25 protein-coding genes are annotated in these 26449 nt (G+C 64.8%); 11 read left to right on the top strand and 14 right to left on the bottom strand.

The window, feature by feature from the left end; genetic code table 11:
• The first annotated feature begins 14 nt into the window (after positions 1 to 14).
• Positions 15 to 926, top strand: a complete 912-nt coding sequence (locus AC1DYS_RS14370; protein WP_477900834.1) for an alpha/beta hydrolase — start codon at positions 15 to 17, stop codon at positions 924 to 926.
• A complete protein-coding gene (locus AC1DYS_RS14365; RefSeq protein WP_477900201.1) occupies positions 923 to 1786 on the top strand; it encodes a YbgC/FadM family acyl-CoA thioesterase in 864 nt (287 codons plus the stop codon). Before AC1DYS_RS14370 ends, AC1DYS_RS14365 begins: the two co-directional genes overlap by 4 nt.
• Before the next feature lie 25 nt (positions 1787 to 1811).
• On the opposite strand, the gene AC1DYS_RS14360 is transcribed toward AC1DYS_RS14365, so the two are convergent.
• The 4 genes from AC1DYS_RS14360 to ygfZ form a co-directional block, all read right to left on the bottom strand.
• A complete protein-coding gene (locus AC1DYS_RS14360) occupies positions 1812 to 2774 on the bottom strand; it encodes an NRDE family protein (RefSeq protein ID WP_477900199.1) in 963 nt (320 codons plus the stop codon).
• Positions 2762 to 3055 (bottom strand): DUF4936 family protein, encoded by a 294-nt coding sequence (locus tag AC1DYS_RS14355; RefSeq protein WP_477900197.1) that lies wholly within the window; start codon positions 3053 to 3055, stop codon positions 2762 to 2764. The genes AC1DYS_RS14360 and AC1DYS_RS14355 overlap by 13 nt, the downstream gene beginning before the upstream one ends.
• A 130-nt stretch (positions 3056 to 3185) precedes the next feature.
• Positions 3186 to 4061: a cupin-like domain-containing protein gene (locus AC1DYS_RS14350; protein WP_477900195.1), complete on the bottom strand. Its 876-nt coding sequence runs from the start codon at positions 4059 to 4061 to the stop codon at positions 3186 to 3188.
• Between the two features lie 139 nt (positions 4062 to 4200).
• On the bottom strand, positions 4201 to 5142 hold the full coding sequence (gene ygfZ, locus AC1DYS_RS14345) for a CAF17-like 4Fe-4S cluster assembly/insertion protein YgfZ (RefSeq protein ID WP_477900193.1): 942 nt from the start codon (positions 5140 to 5142) through the stop codon (positions 4201 to 4203).
• A 75-nt stretch (positions 5143 to 5217) separates the two neighbouring features.
• Between ygfZ and mltG the strand changes: the two genes are divergently transcribed.
• The 6 genes from mltG (at position 5218) to AC1DYS_RS14315 (ending at position 9496) form a co-directional block, all read left to right on the top strand.
• Positions 5218 to 6204, top strand: a complete 987-nt coding sequence (mltG, locus tag AC1DYS_RS14340; protein ID WP_477900191.1) for an endolytic transglycosylase MltG — start codon at positions 5218 to 5220, stop codon at positions 6202 to 6204.
• Between the two features lie 22 nt (positions 6205 to 6226).
• On the top strand, positions 6227 to 6838 hold the full coding sequence (tmk, locus tag AC1DYS_RS14335; RefSeq protein ID WP_477900189.1) for a dTMP kinase: 612 nt from the start codon (positions 6227 to 6229) through the stop codon (positions 6836 to 6838).
• Positions 6839 to 6852: 14 nt separating this feature from the next.
• Positions 6853 to 7875, top strand: a complete 1023-nt coding sequence (gene holB / locus AC1DYS_RS14330; protein WP_477900187.1) for a DNA polymerase III subunit delta' — start codon at positions 6853 to 6855, stop codon at positions 7873 to 7875.
• Positions 7872 to 8270, top strand: coding sequence for a PilZ domain-containing protein (locus AC1DYS_RS14325; RefSeq protein ID WP_477900185.1), 399 nt, complete (start codon positions 7872 to 7874; stop codon positions 8268 to 8270). Before holB ends, AC1DYS_RS14325 begins: the two co-directional genes overlap by 4 nt.
• A 19-nt stretch (positions 8271 to 8289) precedes the next feature.
• On the top strand, positions 8290 to 9078 hold the full coding sequence (locus AC1DYS_RS14320; protein ID WP_477900183.1) for a TatD family hydrolase: 789 nt from the start codon (positions 8290 to 8292) through the stop codon (positions 9076 to 9078).
• Between the two features lie 208 nt (positions 9079 to 9286).
• Positions 9287 to 9496, top strand: a complete 210-nt coding sequence (locus AC1DYS_RS14315; RefSeq protein ID WP_477900181.1) for a hypothetical protein — start codon at positions 9287 to 9289, stop codon at positions 9494 to 9496.
• 40 nt (positions 9497 to 9536) lie between these two features.
• On the opposite strand, the gene AC1DYS_RS14310 is transcribed toward AC1DYS_RS14315, so the two are convergent.
• The 4 genes from AC1DYS_RS14310 to AC1DYS_RS14295 form a co-directional block, all read right to left on the bottom strand.
• Positions 9537 to 13112: an ABC transporter permease/M1 family aminopeptidase gene (locus tag AC1DYS_RS14310; RefSeq protein WP_477900179.1), complete on the bottom strand. Its 3576-nt coding sequence runs from the start codon at positions 13110 to 13112 to the stop codon at positions 9537 to 9539.
• A complete protein-coding gene (locus AC1DYS_RS14305) occupies positions 13109 to 14026 on the bottom strand; it encodes an ABC transporter ATP-binding protein (protein WP_477900177.1) in 918 nt (305 codons plus the stop codon). The genes AC1DYS_RS14310 and AC1DYS_RS14305 overlap by 4 nt, the downstream gene beginning before the upstream one ends.
• 148 nt (positions 14027 to 14174) lie before the next feature.
• Complete coding sequence (locus AC1DYS_RS14300) at positions 14175 to 14480, bottom strand: hypothetical protein (protein WP_477900175.1); 306 nt, start codon at positions 14478 to 14480, stop codon at positions 14175 to 14177.
• A 178-nt stretch (positions 14481 to 14658) separates the two neighbouring features.
• Positions 14659 to 17691 (bottom strand): sensor histidine kinase, encoded by a 3033-nt coding sequence (locus AC1DYS_RS14295; protein ID WP_477900173.1) that lies wholly within the window; start codon positions 17689 to 17691, stop codon positions 14659 to 14661.
• Between the two features lie 343 nt (positions 17692 to 18034).
• Between AC1DYS_RS14295 and AC1DYS_RS14290 the strand changes: the two genes are divergently transcribed.
• Positions 18035 to 19066 (top strand): AI-2E family transporter, encoded by a 1032-nt coding sequence (locus AC1DYS_RS14290; protein ID WP_477900171.1) that lies wholly within the window; start codon positions 18035 to 18037, stop codon positions 19064 to 19066.
• 1 nt (position 19067) lies between these two features.
• Here the strand turns inward: AC1DYS_RS14290 and AC1DYS_RS14285 are convergent, their stop codons facing one another.
• Entirely contained in the window at positions 19068 to 20387 is a 1320-nt protein-coding gene (locus AC1DYS_RS14285) for a hemolysin family protein (protein WP_477900169.1), read from the bottom strand.
• 106 nt (positions 20388 to 20493) lie between these two features.
• Positions 20494 to 20958 (bottom strand): hypothetical protein, encoded by a 465-nt coding sequence (locus tag AC1DYS_RS14280; protein ID WP_477900167.1) that lies wholly within the window; start codon positions 20956 to 20958, stop codon positions 20494 to 20496.
• A 106-nt stretch (positions 20959 to 21064) separates the two neighbouring features.
• Between AC1DYS_RS14280 and AC1DYS_RS14275 the strand changes: the two genes are divergently transcribed.
• Positions 21065 to 21898, top strand: a complete 834-nt coding sequence (locus AC1DYS_RS14275; RefSeq protein ID WP_477900165.1) for a helix-turn-helix domain-containing protein — start codon at positions 21065 to 21067, stop codon at positions 21896 to 21898.
• A gap of 52 nt (positions 21899 to 21950) precedes the next feature.
• Positions 21951 to 22832 carry an SDR family NAD(P)-dependent oxidoreductase gene (locus AC1DYS_RS14270; protein WP_477900163.1) on the top strand — a complete coding sequence of 294 codons (882 nt, stop codon included), beginning with the start codon at positions 21951 to 21953 and terminating at the stop codon, positions 22830 to 22832.
• Positions 22833 to 22861: 29 nt separating this feature from the next.
• Here AC1DYS_RS14270 and AC1DYS_RS14265 read toward each other — a convergent pair whose 3' ends face one another.
• From AC1DYS_RS14265 to AC1DYS_RS14250, 4 genes are all read right to left on the bottom strand, one after another.
• Entirely contained in the window at positions 22862 to 23455 is a 594-nt protein-coding gene (locus tag AC1DYS_RS14265; RefSeq protein WP_477900161.1) for a cation efflux transmembrane domain-containing protein, read from the bottom strand.
• A gap of 76 nt (positions 23456 to 23531) precedes the next feature.
• The gene (acuI, locus tag AC1DYS_RS14260) at positions 23532 to 24521 is read right to left on the bottom strand and encodes an acrylyl-CoA reductase (NADPH) (protein WP_477900159.1); all 990 of its coding nucleotides are present in this window, start codon (positions 24519 to 24521) and stop codon (positions 23532 to 23534) included.
• A gap of 144 nt (positions 24522 to 24665) precedes the next feature.
• Positions 24666 to 25265: a TetR/AcrR family transcriptional regulator gene (locus AC1DYS_RS14255; protein WP_477900832.1), complete on the bottom strand. Its 600-nt coding sequence runs from the start codon at positions 25263 to 25265 to the stop codon at positions 24666 to 24668.
• 105 nt (positions 25266 to 25370) lie between these two features.
• On the bottom strand, positions 25371 to 26447 hold the full coding sequence (locus tag AC1DYS_RS14250) for an alkene reductase (RefSeq protein WP_477900157.1): 1077 nt from the start codon (positions 26445 to 26447) through the stop codon (positions 25371 to 25373).
• Positions 26448 to 26449: the final 2 nt, after the last annotated feature.

The following is a 26449-nucleotide window of genomic DNA, read 5'->3' as shown; positions in this document are numbered from 1 at the left end:
TTCTGACGCCTGCCATGCGCAGCGTGCTCAACCGAATCCGGCGCGCCGGCGTGCCCCCTCTGTATCGCCTGCCAGTGCCGGAAGCACGTGAGGCTTACACACTGCGCGCCGAAGTGCTGGAGTTGCCACGCGCGCGGCTCGAACGCGTCGAAGACCTGCGCGTGCCCACGCCCGATGGCGCTGCCTTGCCGGCGCGCCTGTACGCGCCCAGCCGGGAACGCCTGCCCGTGCTGCTGTACCTGCATGGCGGCGGCTTCACCATCGGCAACCTCGAAACACACGACAGCCTGTGCCGGCAGCTAGCAGTGCGCAGCGGTGCGGCGGTCGTCGCGCTCGACTACCGTTTGGCTCCCGAGCACCGCTTTCCAGTCGCCGTAGACGACAGCTGGGCGGCGATGCAATGGCTGGCCGCGCAGGGGGGCGAGCTGGGGCTCGATAGCACGCGCCTTGCCGTCGGTGGTGACAGTGCCGGTGGCACGCTGGCTGCCGTAGCGGCACTGCACGCTCGCGACATTGGGCTTCGCCTGGCACTTCAGTTGTTGATCACCCCCGGCACCACGGCGCACCAGGACACACCATCGCACCGCCAGTTCGCCGAGGGCTTCCTGCTGGATGCCGAGGGCATCGCCTGGTTCTTCGACCACTACATCGCTCACGAAGACCGCACCGATTGGCGTTTCGCCCCTCTCAACGCCGATGAGGTCGAAGGCGTGGCGCCGGCCTGCGTGATCCTCGCGGAATGCGACCCGCTGGTCGACGAGGGTGTGGCCTACGCCGACAAGCTGCGTGCCGCCGGCGTGCCTGTCGACCTGGAGCTCTACCGCGGCGTCACGCACGATTTCATCAAGATGGCCCGTTCTCTGCCCGAAGCCGGTATGGCGATGGACGCCGCCGCAGCAGCCCTGAAGAAAGCATTCGAGTCATGAAGAGAAGTGAGTTCCGGTTCGTTGAACGCCTGCGCGTGCGTTGGGCCGAGGTCGATATGCAGAAGATCGTGTTCAACGGCCATTACCTGATGTACTTCGACACCGCGGTCGGCGGTTATTGGCGTGCGCTGGCCATGCCGTACCACGAGACCATGGCCTATCTCGAAGGGGACTTGTTCGTGCGCAAGGCGACGGTCGAGTACGAAGGCTCGGCGCAATATGACGACGTGCTCGACATCGGCGTGCGCTGCGGCCGCATCGGCAATTCGTCGCTGGTGTTCGGCTGCGCCGTCTTTCGGAACGACCAACCCCTGGTGAGCGGCGAGCTGGTCTACGTGTTCGCCGATCCAGCGACGCAGAAGTCGAAGCCGGTGCCGCAGGAATTGCGCGACGTGCTCCAGGGCTTCGAGTCCGGCAAGCCGATGGTCGAGGTGCGCGTGGGCAACTGGGACGACTTGGGGCGCGACGCGAGCAGCATCCGCACCTCGGTCTTCATCGAAGAGCAGGGCATCCCGATGCAAATGGAGTGGGACGAGGCCGATCCCGACCCGGCGTGCATCCACGCCGTGGCCTACAACCGCTTCGGCAAGCCGCTCGCCACCGGGCGTCTGCTCGAGCACGTGCCAGGTGTCGCGAAGATCGGCCGCATGGCGGTTACCCAGGCTATGCGCGGCAGCGGAGTGGGCCGCGCGGTGCTCGATGCGTTGATGAAGAGGGCGCGCGAGTTGGGCTATCGGGAAGCCGTGCTGCACGCTCAGACATCGGCTGCGGCCTTCTACAGCCGGGTCGGCTTCGTGTCGCGAGGGGTGACGTTTGAAGAGGTCGGCATCCCGCACATCGAGATGGTGCGGTCGCTCTGAACCACCGGTCGGTGGTCGCGGTGGGCTAGGCGGCGCTGGCTGCAGGCCGCCGACGGCGCGGCCCTTCGGGTTTGAGCAGGCTGCGCACGCGTGTCTTGCGCACCAGCCCGGGCTCTGTCGGGTTCTCTTCGCTTTCGGTGACTGCAGCTTGTGTCACGTCCACCAGTGGCGTGTCTTCGGAGTACCGCGGCGGCCAGTCCTTCAGCAGCGAGCGGCGCAGCAGCGCCATGCCACCGGTCGGGCTGAAGGTGCGCTCCAGCACGTGGGTGACCAGGCGTTTGTTGACACGCTCGGTGACGATCAGGGTGCTGCAGCGCGTGCCGTAGCTCTGGTCTCCGGTGCGGATGAAGGCCGGTGACAAAGCCTTTTCCAGCTCGAGCGGAACGCCGGTGGACGGCAATTGCTCATCGGCGGCAGGTGTGCGGTCGGCCAGTGCCTCGAACAAGCGGCTGGTCAGCACGTCGAGCGAATCGCTGGTCTCGATGGCATCGCCTACCTGCTCCTTCAGTGCGGTGACCTTGGGCCAGGGTGTGTCGAGCGAAGCGTTCGAAAGACCGTACAGGCCACGCTCCAGGCGCATCGGACTGGCATCGAGATTGGAGGCCCAGAAGCATTCGCCACGCTGAAAATCGGCCGCGATCAGGTTGAAGCCGTTGTGCCCCGACAGCGCGGTGTGCATCCAGAACCGGTCGGGTGACAGGTCCCCTGCCAGCCAGCGAGGCACGATGGCGCCGCGCGAGGGCGCTGCCGGGTCTTTCTGACCGGGGTCGCGCACATTGGTGATCAGCGCCAAGCGGCCTTGCGTCGTCAGGCCGAGCCAAGTGCCGCCGGCTTCCAGATCGCGTCCACCCAGGATGTCGGGTAGGCCGGCGCCCGGCGACCACCACGCAAGGCGGGCAGCAGGGCGCTTGAAGAACTCATCGCGGTTGGTTGCAAGAACCAGTGGAAACCGCCGCGATTGATCAAGGGCAAGCGCTACGAGGCACATGCGATGAAGCTTTCAGTGTGGCGGGAGCCGCTGATGAGTGTGACCAGCCGGGCATGCGCGGCGCTCTCGATCTCACCTTGCAGTGATGCAGAGATGCCGTGGGCACTCGAAGGGGCGGCGTAAGTTTCCATCCAGGTGTGCAGTCCATCCGCCGCTTCGGGGCGGCGCAGCAGCCGGGCCTGCAGTTCAGGGTGCCGCGCCTGCAAATCAGCTTGCAGACTCAACACCGCGGCTTGCAGGACGCTGGCGTTCTCAATCGTCGCTCGATAGTAGATGAACAACTCACGTGCTGAAGCCATGCGGAACGAGGAGGTGTGAACTATCAACGGGGTGCCACGCCTTTGTGAAAGGCGCGGTAATTTTCCACCGTTTGCCGCCCGCCTGCATCCCGCGGGCTAGGCAGGATGCCGCTTAACTGCTTCGACGCAGGGCCTGGGCGACTGTTTTGCCGAGCAGCCAGACACCCGATTTGACGGCGTCGCGCACAGGCGCCATGCCCACCGGATGGGGTGTCAGCCCAAGCCGGCGGCGGAGTTTTTCGTTGAGGTGCATCGCGCGAGTGAGCGAGCGGGTCCGGTCGGTATGGAAGAAGAGCGACAGCGTGATCGACACCTCGGGCCCGTTGCGCACGTGGTGCCCCGCAACGAACGGGATGTGCAGCGCATCGCCCGGGAGGATCTGGTACGGCGTGCACAGCTTCTCCGCATCGGGGTGCCAAGTGGCCCGTTCGCCGGAATAGGCCACAACGCTTTCGCGCACGTTGCATGGCACCGAGCGCGCGTCCCACTGGGGGAAGACGCTGACTTCCTTGCTGCCCTGGATCTGCATCAGGAAGTTCGAATACCGGTCGATGTGGAACGGGGTCACGCTGTTCGGTGACGAGATGAAGAGGTAGAGCTTCGCGTCATGGGCTTCGCGGCCGGCACCGCAGTCTTGCATCACACCCTGAACGTCGCGGATCAGCTCCTTGTGCAGCGGGTGGAACGAGGCATCCGTGTTCGGCTCGCGGATCATGATGTACGAGTCAGACGTGCGGATCGTCTCGATGGTTTCTTCGATGCTCAGGCCATTGGCATGCGTGACGTTCGTGCGGCCGAAGTCGTCACTGGCATGAAGCTTTCCGCTGGAGTAGTGCACCTGCCATTCCGGCAGCGCCGGAATCATGCGGCCCAGGTTCTCGAGCGAGAGCGCGGGGTGGCCGAGCAGTTGGTGGTGAAAACGGAAGGATTGGCGATCGAGGAGTTCGCTTTGGATGTCGTCAGCGAAACATGTTTTTTTGGTTGTCAAAGCAAGCACTCCGTGCTGGTTGCTGAAGCCAGCCTGAAATGTCGCTTGATTCAAATTTTTTAAAGAAGGTTTTTGTAGGACAAATGCCCGTTTTTATGTCAGTCAACCGCGCTTGCGGCAATTTTTTGGAACCTTTCGTTCAATCCACTGCTTCCAGTGTGACCTGGTAAGGCATCTCGATCTGCTGCAATAGCGGGCCCTCGGCACTGCCGAGATGCAGCGTTCCCTGGTTCATGGCCGCCAACTTGATCTCCGCGAGCAGGCCGCTGCCTCCGGCACTGTTGGCGCGCGGAGCGGCGTTGGCCACCTTGCCAGCGGGCTGGCCCGGGTCTGCGCTGTGGAAAACTTCCTGGCCAGCGACGGCAGCGCCATCGCTCTCGAACAGAAACGTGCGCCGCTTGATCGTGCCGCGGTACTGGCTGCGCGCCACCACCTCTTGCCCGGGGTAGCAGCCTTTCTTGAAGTCGACGCCACCGAGCAGCTCGTAGTTGAGCATCTGTGGCACGAACTGGTCGACCGTCGCCGCCTCGATCGTCACCACGCCGCTCGCCACTTCGCCCCAGCGCCATGCGTCCGCATCAAGCGCGGGAAGGGCGGGCAGTGGCGCCTCGATCGGGGCCGTCCACAGATAGCGCGTGGTGCCTGCGGCATCAGGCAGGCGGATCACATCCGCGCCTTCATGTTCAGTCTTGCTCCAAACAGCGGCCGGTGCGGCCTGGCCCAAAAGCGCCGTAGCAGAAGGACCCGCCAAACCGAGCAAGCGCCACTGCGCGGAGGCATCGCTGAGCTTGCACTTGGCACGCAGAACGAACATCGACAAACGTTTCAGCGTGGGAGCCAGCAGATCGGCGCTGCACATCAGCAGCACCTCGTCGTCGGAGCGCTTCCAGCCGATAAAGCTGGCCAGCAACCGGCCCTTGGCCGAGCAATAACCTGCCAAGCGCGCGTGCGAGGTGTCGAGCAATGCGAAGTCGTTGGTCAATTGGCCATGGAGGAACCCCGCGGCATCGGCGCCTTGGGCGCGGATCACACCCCAGTGAGCCAGAGGCGCGGCGCCGTCGAGAGAGTAGGGAGTCGTCATGCGCCGATTATCATCAGACCCCATGATCCAACTGCCTTCAGGGTTGATGCGCTTCGCCGCTGACCCATACCACTCGTGAAGTTTCTGCGCCGCCTGCTGCTGCTGGCTGTGCTGGCCGCGGCAGGGGCCGGCGCGGCGGTCGTGTGGTGGCTGGAACAGCCACTGGAGCTGGCCGCCGATTCGGTCGAGGTGTCGATCGAGCCCAAGACCACGCCACGCGACGTGGCCTATGCCTGGGTGCAGGCGGGCGTGAAGGCGAACCCGATCCTCTTGTACGAATGGTTTCGATGGTCGGGCCAAGCGCGCAAGATCCGCGCAGGCAGCTATGAGGTGGAGCGCGGTGTCACGCCACGCACGCTGTTGAACAAGATGGTGCGCGGCGATGAGGTGATGGCCACGGTGCGCCTGATCGAAGGCTGGACCTTCAAGCAGTTTCGCGCCGAGCTGGCCCGCGCGCCCGACCTGAAGCAGACCACGGCAGCGATGAGCGAGACCGACGTCATGGCGGCCATCGGCGCGCCCGGCATTGCGGCCGAAGGGCGCTTTTACCCAGACACCTATGCCTTCAGCAAGGGTGCCAGCGACCTGGCGGTGCTGAAGCGCGCCTACCGTGCGATGAAGCAGCAGATCGATCTGGCGTGGGCCGAGCGCCCGCCCAACACGCCGCTCCGCAGTGCCGACGAGGCACTGACGCTGGCCTCCATCGTCGAGAAGGAGACCGGTGCGGCGAAAGACCGCGGCCTGGTGGCTGGCGTGTTCAACAACCGCCTGCGCATCGGCATGCCGCTGCAGACCGACCCGACCGTGATCTATGGCCTCGGCGATCGATTTGACGGCAACCTGCGCAAGAAAGACTTGCTGGCCGACACGCCCTACAACACTTACACCCGTGCCGGCTTGCCGCCCACACCGATCTCGATGCCGGGCCGTGCTTCTCTGCTGGCCGCCGTGAAGCCCGATGCCACCAAGGCGCTGTACTTCGTGGCCCGCGGCGACGGCAGCAGCCAGTTCAGCGAGTCGTTGACCGATCACAATCGGGCGGTCAATCAATACCAGCGCTGACGCCCTTGGCACACTTTCCAGAATGACCGGCCGTTTCATCACATTCGAAGGCATCGACGGTGCCGGCAAATCGACACACATCGATGCGCTGGTCGAGCGCCTGCGCCAAGCGGGGCACGATGTCGTCTGCACCCGCGAGCCAGGAGGCACGGCGCTCGCCGAGCAGCTCCGCGAGATGGTGCTTCATTCGCCGATGGATGCATTGACCGAAGCCTTGCTGGTGTTCGCCGCCCGGCGCGACCACATTCAGCAGGTGATTGCGCCGGCACTGGCCCAGGGCCGCACGGTGCTGTGCGATCGGTTCACGGACGCCAGCTTTGCGTACCAAGGCGCAGGCCGTGGTTTCGATATTGGCATGCTGAACACGCTTGAGGGTTGGGTCCAGCAAGGGCTGCAGCCGGACCTGACCTTTCTCTTCGACGTGTCCGCGGAAGTGGCCGCTGAGCGCCGCATGGCGGCCCGTTCGCCTGACCGTTTCGAGAAGCTCGACATCGAATTCTTCGACCGCGTGCGGCAAGGCTACGAGGCCAGGCTGCTCAAAGCGCCGCAACGTTTCGCCAAGATCGACGCAGCCCAGTCACGCGAGCAAGTCTGGGCGCAGGTGGTGGTGCACATGGAGCAACGCGGGTGGTAGGGCAGGACGGAAAATTGCCGCTGCCCTGGCTCGGCACGCCGCTACAGGAAGCCTTGCGAACCCAGCGCGGACATGCGCTGCTGATCCATGGCCCACAAGGCATCGGCCAATTCGAGCTGGCCCTGACATTGGCCCAGGCCTGGCTGTGCGAAACCAATCCGATCCAACAGCCTTGCGGCGTGTGCACCAGTTGCCGCCTCGTGCAGGCGCATTCGCATCCTGACTTGTTGGTGCTTTTGCCCGAAGCGCTGCGCGAGTCGCTCGGGTGGGGCAGTGCAGAGGACGGCGACGACGGTGAGGGAAAGGCATCCAAGGCCAAGCCCAGCAAGGAGATCAAGGTCGAGGCTGTGCGCGCGGCGGTCTCGTTCGCGCAGAGCACCTCGGCCCGTGGGCAGAGAAAGGTCGTGCTGGTCCACCCGGCCGAGCGCATGAATGCCATTGCCGCAAACACCTTGCTCAAGACACTCGAAGAGCCGCCTGGCGATGCCCGATTCGTACTGAGCTGCGGCGCGCCGGACGCTCTGTTGCCGACCATTCGCAGCCGCTGCCAGGCCGTGCCGCTCGCACTGCCGCCGGCCGATGTGGCCAGTGCTTGGCTCGCGCAGCAACAGGTCGCCCAGCCCGATGTGCTGTTGGCTGCTGCCGGTGGCCAGCCGCTGGAGGCGCTGGAGTGGGTGCGCGAAGGCGTCGACGCCGTCACCTGGGCACGCCTGCCCAAGCAACTGGCTGCGGGTGAGGTGGGCGCCTTGGCCACCTGGCCGCTGCCGCGCCTGGTCGACGCGCTGCACAAGCTTTGCCACGACGCAATGTGCCTGGCCTGCGGTGCGCCGCCGCGCTACTTCCCGCTGGCGGCCTTGCCCTCGGGCGCCGCGCTGCCGGCGCTGGTGTCCTGGTCGCGTGCGCTGCGTCAGACGATCCGCCATGACGAGCACCCGTGGAATCTGCCCGTCATGGTGGAATCTTTGGTACTTCAAGCGCAGCAAGCGCTGTCGGCACCCGCCTCAGCGAAAGTGCATTCGGTACACTCCAGCCGATGAGCGAAGCCCCCGTCCCCCCCGTCCGAACTGCAGGCAACGTGTCAGCTGGCGGGGCTACGCGTCCCAGCGTGATCCAGCTGGTCTTTCGCGAAAAGGGCGCGCTGTACGCGGCCTACATTCCACTCTTTGCAGACGGCGGGCTGTTCGTTCCCACGACACGCGAATACAAGCTGAACGAAGACATCTACCTGCTGCTCTCGCTGCCCGACGATCCGCAGCGCTACCCGGTCGCCGGCAAGGTGTCGTGGATCACGCCCATCAACGCCTCTGGCGGCCGCACGCAAGGCGTCGGCGTCAAGTTCCCGTCTGACGACAAGACGCGGCTGCTCAAGCTGAAGATCGAAGAGATCCTTGGCACCTCGATCCAGTCTGCCAAGCCCACTCAGACCATCTGAAGCTGGGGCATCTGCCCGCATGTACGTCGATTCCCACTGCCACCTGAGCTTCCCTGAGCTGCGCGAGAAGCTCGACGACATTCGCGCAGCCATGGCCGCTGCCGATGTCGACCGGGCGCTGTGCATCTGCACCACGCTCGAAGAGTTCGACGACGTTCATTCGCTCGCTACAAGCTACGACAACTTCTGGTCGACGGTGGGTGTGCACCCCGACAACGAAGACGTGCGCGAACCCAGCGTGGCCGATCTGGTGGCGCTGTCCCAGCGCCCGCGGGTCGTCGGCATTGGCGAGACCGGACTCGACTACTACCGACTCAACGGCCGCTCCATCACCGACATGGCCTGGCAGCGCGATCGATTTCGCGTGCACATCCATGCCTCGCAGGCCACGGGCCTGCCAATGGTCATCCACACGCGCAGCGCGTCTGACGACACGATCGGCATCCTGAAGGAAGAGGGCGCGTCGAACGGCGTCTTCCACTGCTTCACCGAGACCATGGAGGTGGCGCGTGCCGCGCTTGACCTCGGCTTCTACATCTCGTTCTCCGGCATCCTGACTTTCAAGAACGCGGCCGACCTGCGGGAAGTGGCGCGCTTCGTGCCGCTCGACCGCTGCCTGATCGAGACCGACAGCCCGTACCTCGCGCCCATGCCCTACCGCGGCAAGACCAACAACCCGTCCTACGTGCCCTACGTGGCGAGGCAGGTGGCGGAGTTGAAGGGCTGCAGCGCCGAACTCATCGGCGAGCACACCAGCCGCAACTTCGAGCGGCTTTTTCTGGTCAACAAAGCACCTGTAGAAGCGTGATTTCGTTCCTCATGTAACATATGAGGAATGTGGTCTAAAGCTTTGTCGGGAAAGAGATTTCTTCGGAAACCGATGCGATCTTGAGGGTGCCGCCATTGACCTGCTTGTCAGGGAAACACCGACCCTCGCTTTGGTGCCACGCCCACTGCTGCAGAAAGACGTGGCGACCTACATTGTTTGCACCCCACCACAGTTCTATGGAGCTGACATGCAAACCGCCGAGATCCTTGCGAACCCGTTCTCCCTGATGATGAACCCGGCCGAAATCTTCGAGGCACTGGAGCGCTCGCGCCCCCTGGACCGCCTGCAGCGCCGTGTCTGCCGCCCCTTGGACAAGCCGCTGATCGCTCGCAAAGGCCTGGACATGAACGACTACGACAGCGCGATCGACGCCGAAGCCGAGTCCGACGAAACCTGATTTCCGCACAGCCGGGCACCAGGTTCGCCTGACCCGGCCGTCACTTCAGCTCGACACGGCTCACGTTGTCGTCGCTGTTGCGGTCGATTCGCTTGTTGTACGGGTCGGCCCCGGCGAACTTGGGTTCGCTGTCAACAACCGCCGTCAGCGTCTGCTTGCCGCTTTTCAGCGGCTGGCGCTCGAAACGCAGCACCGACGCTGCGTTGAAGCCTGACTTGCCAGGCTCGACCGTGAACACACCCACCTCGAACGGCTCGTCGAGCGGCGCCTCGGTTTCCTTGCCGGTACCGTCCGCATACAGCTTGCGCGCCTCGACCTCGATCTTCACCTCATAGCGGCCATCGGCGCGCTTGCTCGCCTGTGCCGACGTGACCTTCACGTCGAAGAGGGTGATCTTCTCCAGCAGGTCGGTGATCAGCCCGTCGTGCTGCGGCCCGGCCTCGGCGCGCAGTATCTCGATGAAATCGCGGGTGTTCGAATACGGCGCGCCTTTGAAGGCGTAGCGCTGCAGCATCTTGGCCATGGCACGGTTCACCACGTCTTCACCCAGCGCCTCACGCAGCCAGAACATCGTTGGCGTGCCTTTGCGGTAATGGATGTAGCCCTGGTTCTCCACGCGCGCGAGTGGAAGTTCTTCCACCACCTCGCCGCCGCGGTCGCGCAGATAGCGGTCGAGCTCGTACTTCAGGAAGCGGCGCACCTGATCACGGCCGTACATCTTCTCCATCACCAGCAGCGCCGAGTACTGGGCAAAGCTCTCGACCAGCATCGAGCTGCCTTGTTGCTCGCTCGGCACCAGCTGGTGCCCCCACCACTGGTGCGCGATCTCATGCGCCGTGACGTAGGTGACCATGTCGATCTTGTCGGGGTCGGTGTGGTGGAACAGGAAGCCCAGGTTTTCGGAATAGGGGATCGTGTTGGCGAACGACTGCGCAAAGTCCGCATAGGCCGGGAACTCGAGAATCCGCGCCTGGTGGAACTGGTAGGGCGAGAAGCGTTCGCTGAACATCTCGAGCGACAGCTTCATCGCCTTCAGCATGCGTTCGACGTTGTAGGCATGCTCCGGGTGGTAGTACACGGCCAGGTCGACGTCTTTCCACTTGTCGCGCTGCACCGCGTAGCGCGCTGACTGAATGGAAAAGAAGTTGTTGACCGGCGCATCGGGCTTGAAGTGTGCGGTGCGGCGGCCGTTGGCCGTGGTGTCGCTCAGCGTGTAGCCGGGCGCGATGGGTGTCTGGTCGGCATCGGTCGTGAGGGTGATGTCGGTCGTGACCCAGTCACTGTCTGATCGCAGGCCGCCTTTTGCGCGACCCCATTCGTCTTCCAGCTTCGGCGGCCGCAGGTCGGCGGGCAAGCCGTGCTTGCGGCGCTTGGCGCGGTCGGTGAGCAGCACCCCGCGTGACATGCCGATCGCCGGCGTGAATTCGGTGTTGTCGAGAAAGCTGCCGTTCTCGACGATGCGCGTGAGCGGCTGGCCGTTCCCGAAGCCGCGCTCCTGAATCGTCGTGGTGAAGCTCAGCGTGCGTTTCTCGCTGGGCTGCAGCGCTGGCTCCAGCGCATAGATGCGGTAGCGGAACTCCGGGTAGTCCTTCTGCAGCGTGGCGCCCGGAAACTCGATCTTGTCGAGCGTCAGGAAGTCGTTGAAGGCACTCACGTGAAGCGAGGTGAGCGGCTTGTCGGTCTTGTTCTGCAGCACGTAGCTGCCGATCGTGACGGCGCGTACTTCGCGGGGGTAGATCTGCACGTCGAGCTTCACGTCGGTGATCGTTGGCTGCGGCACCTTTTCGAACGGCAGCAGCGCCTTCTCGAGGTCGGCGAGACGGTCATCACGCTCAGGCTGGGTGACGTAGCGGTTCAGGATGTTCGTGTTGTAGAAGATGAATGCACCCGCTCCCAGCCAGACCAGCGCACCGGCACCGAACAGCGCCAACGCACCACCACGCAGGCGCCGCGGCAACTGGCGCAGCCGCGGCATCAAGGCCGTGGTCGTTCCGCGCCGCCAAAGTGCGTACGCCAGCACCGACAGCATTGCGCCGAAGCCGCCCCAGTACACCTGCAGCCAGGTCTGGCCGATCCAGAAGCGGCCCGAGCGGTTCATGTCAGACAGCGGCACCGAGGTGCTGCTGCCATAGTTGTAGAGCACGTGCTCAAAGCCGGCCGTCGTCAACGCAATGGTCGCGACGATATAGACCAGCATCACCGCCCAGCCGATGAACTTCTGCGGCACGATCGCCTGCACGAACACCGCTAGCACGGCTAGCTGCAGCGCGCTGATGGTCATCGGCAACGCGAACCACACCAGGTAGCCCGGCAGGTCGAAGCCGGTGTAGCCCTTGAGCACCTGCACCACCATGCCGGTGGTCACCGCGGCCAACGCCGATGCGGCCAGCACGAGGGCAATGGCCACGATCTTGGGCAGCACGTGGACCCAGTCGGGCGCGGCGCTCGCGTCGACGATCTCGTGCATGCGGCGCTCGCGGTCACGCCACACCAGTTCACCGGCGTAGAAGATGGCGATGATGATCGGCATCAGGCTGAAGGCGCCGTTCAAGGTCTGCACCATCAGCCGCGTCACCGGCCAGGAGCCGCTGCCGTAGTACTCGCCGCTGAACCAGAGCGAGGCGCCGGAGTTGATGATGCCGATGAACAACAGCACAAAGAACGCCGGGCTGCGAAAGACAAACGCCATGTCGAAGCGGGCCATGCGCCACAGCTGCGCGCGGCGGGTGGCGGCATCGCTGCGCGGAGCGGGCAGGGCGCCTTGGCGCGCGACAGGGCGCGCTTCTTCGGCCACGGCGGCCGCAGCACTGCCCGGTTTGCCGGTCAGCTCGAAGCGGAACATCCGATACGCCCACGCGAACATCGCCAGCCCGACACCCGCCCAGATCAGGCGGTTGGCCAGCAACAAGCCGCTGAGCGGCGGCAGCAGCGTGTTGCGCTCGGCAGCCGTCCAGTACTTGGTGGTAATCGTGAAGGCCGACATGCCGAACGGATCGGCCAGCGCCACGATGCGGTCGTACTGCGGGTCACGCAGCAGCCCGCGCATCACCAGGTACAGCACCAGCGCGACCGCGGCACCGACATACGTCCACATCATCGAGCGCGTGGCGGTGGCCAGCGCGAAGAAGCTGGCCGAGACGATCAGCAGCGTGGGCAGGCCGATGGCAAACAGCGCGTAGAGGTAGTGGCTCAGGTGGAAGGCGCCCACTTTCTCGCTGTCCAGCCAGGGCATCACGGACCCGACGGCCACGGCGAACGGCACCGAGGCCAGCACCAGCAGCGCCGCTGCGGTGGCGCCGCCGAAGCGGCCGATCAGGTAGCTCGCCTTGCCGACGGAGGTGGAGCGCAGAATGGGCGCGAAGCCTGTTTCGTCGTCGCGGATCACGACGTTGGCCACCATCGCCACCACCACGAAGATCGCGAAGATGCTCATGGTCGCCAGCGTCTGCACGATGGCGAAGGGCGAGTTGATGTTGACGTTGCCCTTGGCGCCGATCTGGATCTGGTCGACCGTCACCGAGCCGAAGGTGAGCAGGAAGAACATCAGGCAGCCGACCCAGAGGACGGGGCTCTTGACCTGGTACCGCCATTCGAAGGCGGCGATGTGTCGCATCATGGCCGGTACTCCTCAGGCAGCCCGGCAGCGCGGGTGGCGTCGGCCTTGCGATCGCCGTGCAAGGTGGCGAAGTACACGTCTTCGAGGCCGGCCTCTACTGGCGCGAAGCCGGGCTCGGGTGCCTGGTCGGCCAGCACGTGGATCACCGGGCGGCCCGCCTGCAGGCGTGTCGAAATCACGGCCATGCGTTCGCGGTAGGCGGCGAGCTGAGCCTTGTCGATCGACCGCTGCCACACACGCCCGGCCAGGCCGTCGATCAGCGTCTGCGGTGCGCCACTGCTGACGATGCGGCCACCGACGAGGATGGCCATGCGCGAGCACAGGTCGGTCACGTCGTCGACGATGTGAGTCGACAGGATCACGACCACGTTCTCGCCGATCTCGGCCAGCAGGTTGTTGAAGCGGTTGCGCTCCTCGGGGTCGAGCCCGGCGGTGGGTTCATCCACGATGATGAGCCGCGGGTTACCGATCAGCGTCTGTGCAATGCCGAAGCGCTGCCGCATGCCGCCTGAAAAGCCGGCGATGGCTTTCTTGCGCACGTCCCAGAGGTTGACCTGGTGCAGCAGGGCTTCGACCGTCTCCTTGCGTTCACCACGCGCGGCCACGCCTTTGAGCACGGCCAGGTGGTCGAGCATGTCGTAGGCCGAGACGCGTGGGTACACGCCAAAGTCTTGCGGCAGGTAGCCCAGCATCGCGCGCAGGCGGGCCGGCTCGGCAAGGATGTCTGCCCCGTCGAAGGTGATGCGGCCGGCGGTGGGAATCTGCAGCGTCGCCAGGCAACGCATCAGCGACGACTTGCCCGCACCGTTGGGCCCGAGCAGGCCGAACATGCCGCGCGGCACCTCGAGCGTCACGTCGTCGAGCGCGCGCGTTCCGTTGGGATAGGTATGCGAGAGATGGGAAATCGACAACATTGTTCTTCTCCGTAGGTGGGTCGCCAGGGCGGCCGGCGGACTCTACGGGCGGCCAGGCGAGCTGGCAATGCGGTGCGGACAAACTGTCGATTTGCCGGGACGAGATGCAGCCTGCGACTGGCAGGCTGCTCGCCGTCTGCTCAGGTTCTCAGCCTTTGCGCTTGCGGGCAGGCTGCTTCTGGGATGCGGCAGCCAGCTGGACCGGGGCGGCTTCGGCAGGCAACAGCGAGGTCAGCGTCTCGGCAGGCAGGTTCTTCAGCTGGGACGAATCCAGCTTGCCGATGAACTTCCAGCCGGCTGGCAGCTTGATGAAGGCAAACGCCGTCGGCAGATCGACGTAGACGTCGTAGTCCTTGGCAATGGCCTGCTCGTCCTGGGCATGGGCTGGCGACATGGCGCAGGCAATAGCCAGTGTGCAGAGTGCAGCGAAGGTCTTGACTTGAAACTTTGACACCTTGATCTCCGATTGGTTTGTGAGTGAAGACAGTGTCGGATCGGCATGTTTCAAGCGCGCATCGCGGCGACGGCGTTTCGTATCGTTTGTTCCATCCGGCTTTCGGACCTGAAACTTTCGCGCGTTGCGGTTGCGGTTGCCGTTGCCGTGGCACGCAGCGCGACGCGTGCCGTTGACGTTATTTCGGCCGAGGCGCCGCCGGGTCGATCCTCAGTCGCACCGTGGTGCCGGCACCGGGCGCGCTTTCGATGGAAAGCGTCCCATGGAGGGCACGCGCGCGCTCTTCCATTCCAAGCAGCCCGTAGCCGTTGCGCTGCTGATCGACGTTGAAGCCCACGCCATCGTCACTGACCACCAGCTCGCAGGCGGGGCCGTCCTGGTGCAGTGTCACGGAGACCTGCGTGGCGCCGGCGTGGCGACGCACGTTGCTCAGTGACTCCTGAACGATGCGGAACACCATGGTCGCCGCATCAGGCGGCAACAGATGTGCGCTCGCGTCGAGCTCGGCTCGGCACGGTACGTCGGTGTGCCGCGTGAATTCAGCCGCCAGCCAGTCGATGGCCGCAGGCAGCCCTGCGTCCAGCGCGGGTGGGCGCAGCTGCGTGACGAGCCCACGGATGCTGGCCACCAGACCATCGACCCGATCGACGAGCATGTCGAGAGGGCCCGGTTCGGTCGCCCCCGCAACAGCCGAGCGCTTGCGCAATACCGACACCTCCATGCGGAGAGCGGCGAGCTGCTGGCCCATCTCGTCGTGCAGTTCGCGCGACACGCGCATGCGCTCCTCCTCCAGCGACCGTGCGTTGTGGACGCCCAGCATGCGCACCGCTTCGCGCGAGCGCTCCAGCTCGGACGTGCGCTCGGACACCAGCCCTTCCAGGTAACGCTGCCTCTGCGCCAGGGCACGAATGCGCCATGCGTACAGCGACCAGGCGAGAGCGATGGCCGCCAGAGTGGCTGCCGCATAGAAAGCCGACGTCCGCCACCACGGAGGCATCACGTCGAACCCGACGGATGTGACAGGTGAACGTGTCTGCGCGTCTTCGTCGATCGTCATGACCTCCAGCCGATAGCGCCCAGGCGGAAGTGTCGAGAACGTGACCTCCGGCCCGGCGCTCGCGGACCATGCGTCATCGAGCCCGACCAGGCGGTAGTGGAACCGCTGCGATCGCCGGCCTTCGAACACCAGGTTCCCAAACGCCGCCTTCAACGGCGATTGCGCCCAGGGCAGTTCGATTCGTGAGGCGACATCCAGAGCCTGCTCGCCCCGGACGAGCGAGACGATGGGCGCGTTTCGCTGCGGCACAGGGAACATCGCGTCCACCCTCTCAATGTGCTGTACCCCTCTGCTGGTACCGACCCAGATCGAGCCGTCGGTGTCTTCGTAGAACGCGTGCTCGTTGCAGTCGTTCCACACCAGGCCGCTGTCTTGGTTGATGAACCGCCAGCTGTCCTTGTTGCGAACAGCCACGCCGGCGTCCGTGGTGATCCACAGCCAACCCCTGCGGTCTTCATGCATGCCCACGATCGCCCGTCCCATGAGGCGCGGCGGCAAGATCTGTTGCAGCGTCACCGAGCCACTTGTCCCGTGCGTTTGCCAAATGCCGTCGTAGGGCCCACCGGCGAGGAGGGCATCTCCGGCGCTTGTGCAGGCGATCGTGGTGAAGCTTGACGCGCTGGGCAGCGGCTTGCCGTCGCTGCCACGCACCGCGACACGCGTCAGGCGCTCACCGTCCCACCGAGTCAGGCCAGCGTCGGTCGTGAACCAGAGAATGTGGGAGCTGGTCTCGCAGCCTGCAAAGGTGCGCGGGCCGTGGGCCGGATTCGGATTGATCTCGGTGTCGACCCTGCGCGGACGCGCCGGCCCGTCTTCAGGGTCGACCACGAAGAGACCTTGTTGTGTGGAGATCCAGATTCGTCCGGATGAGTCTGCGAGCAAGCGAAAGATCCGCGGCAATGTCGCCACCTGCGCCCGCTTGCCGGTCTTCGCTGCCACCTTGTCGAGTTGACCGGAGAAGTCGCCTATCCACACGTTGCCGTCGCGATCTTGTGCAATGGAACTGGCGGGTTGCAACGAGCGGTTCGGGTGCTCGGCGACGAGGCGCCGCTTCTCCGGCTGCATCAGAGAGATGCCGGTCGTTGTTCCGATGTGCAGGCGGTCTTGCCGGTCGCGCAGGATCGACCACACGTCATCGTCGAGCAGGCCGTCTTTCGAGGTCCAGGCAGTCAGGTGCCGGTAGCCGGACCATTGCGCAAGGCCATAGCCGGCGGTGCCCATCCACAGATTGCCATCGCGGTCGACCAGCAACGAGGTGACGCCGCTGGGCGCGGTCAGGCCATGGCGGGCATCCACCGGCTCCCATGCGGCGCCGGCCCAACGAACGATGCCCGTGCTTGAGCTCGTGACGATGCTTCCTGCGGCATCCTCGACGATCGGCGTGTCAGACAGCCCATCGCCGCGGCTGAGCTCAGGACGCGGCGGCGTGCGATCCATGAAGTCTGCCGAGCCCTTGGGCCGTTGCAGGATGCGGGTCGAACTTCGCAGCCACAGGTCGCCGCGGCTGTCTTCGTAGATGTTGCTCCATCCATCAGGGTCGGGCTCCGGAACGCTCGACACGTCGAGCTGCCCGTCGCGCCATCGGCAAAGGGACCGCGCGCAGGCCAGCCACAGCGTTCCGTCCTTTGCAACGTGAACGCGGTTGATGTCGCGCAACAGCCGGTGCTTTGCCATCTGCGCTTCGTCGAAGAATGGCCGCACCGACCAGTTGCCGGTCTCCGTTCGCCGCATCTCCAGCAAGCGTCGTCGGGAGACGGCGAACGCGCGGCCGCTTCCGTCGGAAGCCAGGTTGTTCCGTGCTTCCATGGCGATGGCGGCACTACCCATGAGCACGGGCACCAACTTGCCCTTGTGCATGCGAGACACGCCCGTCTCGGAGCCAATCCACAGGCCTCCGTCCGGGCTGACGTGGAGCGCGAGCACCTCCCGCAAAGGTGAATCTTCGGCGGCCTCCCAGCGCACGAAAGTCAGCCCGTCGTAGCGGTACAAGCCGTTCGGCGTGCCGACCCAGATGTAGCCGTCGCGGTCCTGGGCCAGCGCGTTGACCGAGAGGTTGGCGAGGCCTTCGGACTGGTTGTGGTACTGGATCGGGTACTGCTGCGCCAGGCCAGGGAAGGGCGCGCAGATCAGAGCCACGAGCAGGAGAAGCGCCAAGCGCAGCCGTCTCGCAGGCGCTCGCCGAAAGAAGCGTTCGGTGACGCCGTCATGTGCTTGCACAGGCGTTGGGTACGGGTTCAAGACAGGCACAGTGCGGTCGACCGAAGAAGTGGTGCGTGGATGCGCATTGTGTTGCCGATGAAGCCGGTGCGGTGCCGCTTGGCGTGCAACCGCGGTTGCATACGCATCCGCGGTCCTGTCGGCCAAGTAGTGCCAGTGCAGAGGACGAACGACGCGGCGCCCCCGGCCAGCTCGCAGAAACGTGCTGTTGCCATGACCTAGAATTTCTCGCGCATGCGTTCTTGCGTGCCTCTGCAACGCACGAGGTGACAACGCCGACATGACTCCCGCTGGTTCACCACGCCCCGGCGCCACGCCTTTTTCCAAGCGCTTGCTGGCGATTGCGGCTCTGCTCCTGATGGCCTTCGTTGCCTGGCGGCTGGCCGATCTTCTTGTCATCGTCTTCGGCGCAACGGTCTTGGCCGTAGCGCTGCGATTGGTGACGCAGCAGTTGGAACGGCTCGGGGTCCCGCAGCGCTGGTCGTTGCTGTTGACGGTGACCCTGATCGTTGTCGCTCTTGCTCTGGGCGCATGGTGGCTGGGCGCGCCCCTGGCAGAGCAATTGGCAAAACTGCGCGAACGACTGCCCGCAGCGGGCGAGGCGGTTCTGCGCTGGCTTCATGGGCACCGAGTGGGTCAACTGGTCTTGGACGTCTGGAACGACGCGAGCGGCAACGGCGTGCCCTGGTCCAACGTTGCGGGCATCGCCACCACCACCCTTGGAATGCTGGGCGACGCAGCGCTCATCGTCATTCTGGGCATCTACCTTGCCGCTGCGCCAGCGACATATCGCAATGGGCTGGTGCGCTTGGTGCCGGTGCCGTATCGGGAGCGGGTGGCCTCGGCTTTGCAGGCATCAGGGCAGGCCTTGCACCACTGGCTCCTGGGTCAGGCCCTGTCGATGGCATTCGTGGGCTTTTCTACGGCCCTCGGGCTTTGGTTGCTCGGCATCCCCCTCGCGCTAGCCATCGGCCTCATCTCCGGCCTCATTGCGTTCGTTCCGTTCTTTGGCGCCATCGCCGGTGGCCTGCTTGCCGTGCTGCTCGCGTTCACCGAGGGGCCTCGGGCGGCCCTGCATGTCGCGTTGCTGTGCGTTGCAATTCAGCAGATCGAAGGCCACGTGCTGATGCCGCTCGCGCAAAAGTGGGCAGTCCAACTTCCACCGGCGCTCGCCATTGCCGCGGCGGTCGTGTTTGGCATGCTGTTCGGATTCGTCGGGGTGCTCTTTGCGACGCCGCTGATGGTCGTCACCGTGGTGATGGTCCAGCGCTTGTATGTGGAGGCATTTCTCGAGCAGCGCACCGCGCCCTGAATCAACCCGTCTCGTTGTCGCCGTGCTCCGGGAGCGGTTCCGGCAGCCGGGTGGCGAGCACCTTGTCGATGGTCTTGCCATCCATGTCCAGGATCTCCAGGCGCCAGCGTTCCCACTGCACGGAGTCGGCCTCCTTCGGCAAGCGCCCGGTCAACAGCATCAACATGCCACTGAGCGTGTGGTACCGACCTCGCTCTTCTTCGGGCACGCCATGCAGTTCGAGGCGGTCCTTGAGTTCCTCCACCGGAATGTGGCCGTCCAGCAGCCAGCTCCCGTCGTCGCGTTGCACGGCCCACGCCGTGGCGGCGTCACGCGGCCTGAACTCGCCGGTGATGGCCTCGATCAGGTCTTGCAGCGTGACGATGCCCAGCACCTCGCCGTACTCGTCCACGACGAACGCCATCTGCACGTTCGATGAGCGGAAGTTCTCGAGCAACTCCATGCCCGTCAAGGTTTCAGGAACATAAAGCGGCGCCTCGAGTGGCTGCTTCGCAAGGTCTCGATCGTCTTCGCGCACCACGCTCGACAGCCAACGGCGCGCGTTCACCACGCCCATCACGTTGTTCAAGCTGGCCTGGATGACCGGGAAGCGCGTGTGGTCCGACTGTTCGATGCGTGAGAGGTTCTCTTCGAAGGGCAGGGCGGCCTCCAGCGCGATCACGTCACCGCGCGGCACCATGAGCGACCCGATCCGGCGGTCGTCCAGCCGGAACACGTTGCGCACCATGTCGTGTTCGTGTGACTCGATCACACCAGCGCTCGTGCCCTCGGCCAGCATCGCGTGGATCTCGTCCTCGGTGACGGCATTGCCGCTGTCTTGCTTCACGCCCAAAAGCCGCAGCAGCCCATGTGTCGAAAACGACAGCAGCTTCACGAACGGCTTGGTCGCAATCGCCAACCAGTTGATGGGCCTGGCCACCAGACGGGCGAGTGTCTCCGGATGCGATTGCCCGATGCGCTTCGGCACGAGCTCACCCACGACGATCGAGAAGTAGGTGATGAGCAGCACCACCACACCCGTCGCGCCATATTCGGTGTACGGCGCTGGCACCCCCAGGGTGGCGAGCCACCGCGCCAGCGGCGCAGCCAAGGCCGCCTCGCCGACGATGCCGTTCAGCACGCCGATGGAGGTGATGCCGATCTGGATGGTCGAAAGAAACCGCGTGGGATCTTCACCCAGCTTGACGGCCTTCCTGGCACCGGCGTCGCCGTCATCGATCAGCTTCTGCAGCCGGGCCTTGCGCGCGGTGACGAGGGCGATCTCCGACATCGCGAACAGTCCGTTGAGGACGATCAGGGCAAGCAATATGGCAATTTCCATGAGGGATGGGATCAGGCTTTTAGTGAGTCGAAGAGGGAGCATCTAAGCAGCGTGGCCACGTACAGCAACGCCGACGTCGTGAACGGCCGAGCGATTCAGCACCGCGTCATTGCCGCTGCAATTGAAGTGTGAGCCACACGGGTGCTCCCGACTTGTTGCTCCACATCCAGCAATATTCCTGAGCCGTCGCGGCCTTGAACAGGGCTTCGGCTTTGGCGGTGCGATCTTTGCGCACCGGCATCGTCACCTTCTTGCCCTTGTGATAGTGCACGTTGAAGTCCAGCGGTGCATCGGCCTCGTAGCGCCAATGCACTTTCGCGCCGGCTGTCAACTTCTCACAGGCCTCGACGACGCCTTGATCGGGCACCTGCAGTTCCTCGAGAAACTGCCCTTGGGCATCCCAAGGGATTGGTGACATCACGGCCGTTTCGGCGGCGTGGATCGATCCGGCCGCGCACAGCGCCATCGTGGCAAGGGACTTCAACATGCACGGCTTCATGTCGCCGGCAGCGTGGCCACGCTCATCGCAATCCACATCTTGATCATCATCAGCTCCTTTGCGGGAAGGCACTTGGAGGCGGCGCTTCCAAAGCCTTGGTTTTACACGTTCACAGTGCTCCGACTCCACCCGCGGCAAGCAGTCGCAACTAGGGGGCACGGGATAGGATCATTCCACCATGGCCGAGCGACTCTTCCTGCGCCTGGACGGCGACCCTCTCTACGCACCGGAAACCACCGTGCCCGGCGGAACGATGCGCGAGTTCGCAATCCATTCGGCGCTGCGCGGCCACGTGTCGAACCTGACCGTATATCGCGAGACCATTCCGGCGGGCCAGGAAGTGGTGGAGCGCGTGCTGCCGGACGGCGCGGTCCATCTCATCTTCGAGCAGGGTGCCGTAGCGCGCGCCGCCGGCCCTGTGGCGGCGCCCGTCATGCTGAAGTTTCGTGGGCGCATGGATGGTTTGTCAGTCACCTTGCGCCCGGGCGCGGCCGCAGCCGTGCTCGGCGTGCCGCCCGCCGAAATCGCCGGCAGTGCGGTGCCGTTGGGCGACCTGTGGGGCGACGACGTGCTGGAGCAGATCGCGCAAGCGCGGAACGAGTCGTCGCGCGCGGACTTGCTGCAGCGCGCGCTGCAACAGCGCCTGCGCATCCACGAGCCCAGCGCGGCGCAGCGACAGGCAGCGCATGCCGTGAAACTGATTGCCGAAGCGGGCGGGCAACGCGCGTTGCGCGACGTGGCCGATGCCGTCGGTGTCGGCGAGCGCCGCTTGCAGCAGATCTTCCGCGCCGAGGTGGGCTTGTCGCCTGGGGTATGGAGCCGGCTCTCGCGCTTGCACGCCTGCCTGCGTGCGCTGCGGCGGCTCGAGGCACCGCATTGGGCTGGGCTGGCGTTGGACGCGGGCTTCTACGACCAGTCGCACCTCGTGAATGAGTTTCGCTCGCTGTGTGGTCTCACACCCGGGCAGTTTGTCGCGCGGGCTGTTTCGGGTTCTTCCAATACGCAAGCTTGACGCGCGGCTTATCTTCATCGCCGTCAAGTCGAACGAACAAGGAAGGAAGACCATGCACAAGTTGAAGAGTTGCATCGCCGTCGTGACAGGCGCGAGCCGTGGCGCAGGCCGCGGCATCGCGGTGGAGTTGGGTGCGGCGGGAGCCACGGTCATCGTCACTGGCCGGAGCACGCGGGCGCAGCGCCCGCAGACCTACGACAAGCTGCTCGCGTTGTCGGACCTCGAGGCCGTGCCCGGCAGCATCGATGACACCGCCGAAGAGGTCACGCGTGCCGGCGGCCGCGGCATCGCGGTCCCATGCGACCACACGCGCGACGACGAGGTGAAGGCGCTGTTCGAGCGCGTGCAGCGCGAGCGCGGCAGGCTCGACCTGCTCGTGAACAACGCCTGGGGCGGCCACGAGAGCTTCGACGGCGTCTTCAACGCATCCTTCTGGGAGCACCCCATGGTGCATTGGGATTCGATGTTCGACCATGGCGTGCGCAACCACCTTCTCGCCAGCCGCTTCGGCGCGCCGCTCATGGTGCAACAGAGGCGGGGCCTCATCGTGACGACGACTTTCTGGGACCGCGACCGCTATCTGGCCGGCAACCTGTTCTACGACCTGGCCAAGGCGGCCATGTGCCGACTCGCGTTCGGCATGGCGCAAGAGCTTCGCCCGCACGGCGTGGCGTCGCTTGCGGTATCGCCTGGTTGGATGCGTACCGAGTTCGTTCTCAGCGGGCACAAGACCGATGAAACACACTGGCGCGAGCGGCGCGAGATTGCGCGCACCGAATCGCCGCGTTATCTCGGCCGTGCGGTGGCCGCGCTCGCCGCTGACTCGGCGGTACTCGACAAGAGCGGTGCCGTGCACCGTGTGGCAGACCTCGCAAGCGAATACGGCTTCACGGACATCGACGGGCGGCACGTGCCCGCGTTTGAAATTGACTGAGCGCGATGCTCGAGCTGAACCCAACGCAACTACAGGTCAGCTTGGCGTCGCTCTTCCCTGGCCGCCTCCCAGACTTCCTTGGCTGCATCAGCATTGACTGCGGCGATCGCCAAACCCACCACCAGATCGGGCCAGCCGGAGACCCAATAGGTTGTCAGCAAGCCCGTGGCAATGATGGCGACGTTGGCGAACGCGTCGTTGCGGGCGGAGAGGAACGCGGCACGGGTCAAGCTGCCGCTGTGCTTGCGAAACTTGGCGAGCACCAGTGCGCAAGTCAGATTCACCGCCAGGGCACCGAGGCCCGTCAGCGACAACAGCCACGGTTCAGGCGGGACGGGCGAGGCAAACTTTTGCCAGGCGGTCCACAACGTGGCTGCGGCAGGAACCAAGAGCAGCCCCGCTAAAACCATTCCGACGTAGGAGCGCCATTTCACTGACCAGCCAATGGCCAGAAGGATCAGCAAGTTGACGGCGGTGTCTTCGAGGAAGTCGACGCTGTCGGCGAACAGCGATACCGATCCGATGCGTCGTGCAACGGCAAACTCGACAAAGAAGTAGGCGAGGTTGGCAAGGGCGACGAACGCAACAGCTCGTTGCAGCGGAGATGGAGTGTTTCTGAGCATGCCGCCGCGAATCTTGCCACGCGGCCGCTCTCGGTTAGCTCGGTCGTCATCTCACCTGTACGGGACGGACCGAGGATCACGCGTTGACATCGACAACTGCGCGGCCCTGGACTGTCCCTTCGAGCATCCGGCTGGCGATGGCAGGCACGTCGGCCAGGCCGACGACATGGGTTGCGCGTGCGAGCTTGCCGAGGTCCAGATCTCGTGCCAGGCGCGACCAGGCCTCGATCCGAACCTCTTGAGGTGCATTGACGGAGTCGATTCCGGCAAGCGTCACGTTGCGCAAGATGAAGGGCAGCACCGAGGCTGGAAGATCCATGCCCTGAGCCAAGCCGCAGGCCGCGACCACGCCGCGATATCGCGTCTTCGCCAGCACATTGGCCAGCGTGGTACTGCCGACCGAGTCGATCGCGCCGGCCCATGTCTCACTACCGATAGGCGCCGTGCCTGGCTCTGACAGCGCTTTGCGATCGATGATGTCTGCCGCGCCGAGACTGCGCAGATAGTCGCTTTCTTCAGGGCGCCCAGTGGACGCGACGACTCGGTAACCGAGGCCCGACAGCAGCGCGATCGCGATGGAGCCCACGCCGCCATTGGCGCCCGTGACGAGGATCTCACCGCGCTGCGGCGTGAGACCGCCGTGTTCGAGCGCCAGCACGCACAGCATGGCCGTGTAGCCCGCCGTGCCGATGGCCATCGCGTCCTTGGTCGAGAACACGTCCGGAAGCTTCACCAGCCACTCGCCTTTGACACGGGCTTTCTGCGCGTATCCACCGTGATGGCTTTGGCTCAAGGCCCAGCCATTCAAGACAACGCGATCTCCGACAGCGATGCCCGAATAGGAAGACGCCTCAACGGTGCCGGCGAAGTCGATGCCGGGGATCAAGGGAAACTGGCGGATCACGCTGCCACGCCCGGTGACGGCCAGGGCGTCCTTGTAGTTGACGGTCGAGTAGTCGACCGCCACCGTGACGTCGCCGGGCATCAGATCTTGTTCGTTCAGCTTGACGACACTGGTTGAGACTTTGTCGCCTGTCTTGGTTGCGAGCAGCGCCTGGAATGTCATGGATGTCTCCTTGATGAGGCCTGTGGCGGCCGGTGTGAAGTGGCGGGGGCGGGTACGCCAGTGGGCCGCCAGCGTGCCGGACTTTCATTGCATGATGTTTGTCATACAAGAAGGCAAAAAAATAGGCGGCGCGACGCGATAGTTTCAGGTCGGCGCGAGGTGCTTCATTGCAGCTTGGCACAAGGCGTCCGACAGCGCTGGCTCGTCCACTGCACGAGCGAGCATCAACGTGCCCGTCATGGTGGCAACGGCTACGAGCGCCCGCTCATGCGCACCAGGCTGCCCCCAGTCAGGCAGCTGACGGCCGATCAGATCGGTTATTTCCTTGATGTACCGCGTGGTCACTCGTCGCACTTCAGGTGCTTGGCGCGGCGTCTCGGAGCCCAGCGCGGCCAGGGGGCATCCCAGTTCAATCTGCGCCCGATGTTCAGGGGAGAGATACACGCGGAGCAAGGTTGCCAGAGCCTGCTCGGGGGGTGCGCTCGCGACAGTATCGGCCGCGGTAGCGAGCAATTGGGTGCACGCCAGATTCGCAGCCTCGGCCAACATGGCTTCGCGTGACTCGAAGTGAGCGTAGAAGGCGCCATGGGTCAGGCCTGCCTCCTTCATGATGTCGGCGACGCCGGTCCCGTTGAAGCCGCTGCGACGGATCGCCCGTGCAGCGGCTGACACGATGCGCTCGTGTGATGCTGCCTTGCTCGCCGCTCTGACGTTGCGCTTCGATGTTTGCATGACGCTCATCATACAGAGTTTGCGAATTACGCGCTGCGGCGCCTCGAACGACGGCGCCATTCCTCAGCGATTCAGCCCGGACCTGACGGCTCCAGTGTGTGGTCCGGGCGGTGATGCTCAACCCGCGAGGGCAGGGTAGTCCGTGTAGCCCTTTGCACCCGGCGTGTAGAACGTCTCCGGGACAGGCGCGTTCAAGGGCGCATCTTTGCGCATGCGGTCGACCAGGTCCGGGTTAGCGAGGAAAGCCCTGCCCATGGCGGCCAAGTCAGCGCGACCTTCACTCAGCGCTTGCTGTGCGCTGGCTTTATCGAGTCCGCCAGCGAGGATGAAGGGGCCGTTGAACGCAGCCCTCAGATCGGTTTTCAGCTTGGGCGGGACGGGTGGGGCGCCCATGGCTGAATGATCCAGAACGTGAACGTACATGAGGCCGAGGGCAGAGAGTTTTTTCACCAGCGACAGGTACTGTTCATCCACGCCTTCGAATGCACCGGTTCCGTTGAAAACGCCGTAAGGCGACAAACGGATGCCGACGCGCTCAGCGCCGATCTCTTTCACGGCCGCACGTGCGACCTCGAGCACCAGCCGGTTGCGTCCTTCGGCCGTGCCGCCGTAGCCATCGGTGCGACGGTTGACGTTGGCATTCAGAAACTGCTCAAGAAGGTAGCCGTTGGCCGAGTGCAGTTCGACGCCATCGAAGCCGGCTTGGATGGCGAGGCGCGCAGCCGTTGCGTACTCGCCGATGGCCGCCTGGATGTCGGCCTCGGTCATGGCGCGCGGCGGCGTATGCGGCTGGCTGCCCTGCGTATCGGTCCACATCTCGCCGGGGCAGGTCTCTGCTGAAGGCCCAAGCACTTCGGCGCCGGCCGGCAGGTTGGCCTGGTGGCTCACGCGGCCGGTGTGCATCAGCTGCACGACGATCTTGCCGCCCTTGGCATGGACGGCATCCGTCACCAGCTTCCAACCTTGCACATGGGCGTCATTGAACAGGCCCGGAATGCGGGCATAGCCAAGGCCGTTGGGCGACGGTGACGTGCCTTCCGTGATGATGAGGCCGGCACTTGCGCGCTGGGCGTAGTAGGTGGCCATCAGGCTGTTGGGCGTGTTGTTGTCGGCCGCGCGGCTGCGCGTGAGCGGCGACATCACGGTGCGATTGCTGAGCTGAGTGGCACGCAGGGAGAAGGCTTCGAAGAGCATGG

This window comes from Rhizobacter sp. P2_G4, from assembly GCF_056403575.1.
This window is presented reverse-complemented; position numbering and strand designations above follow the sequence as displayed.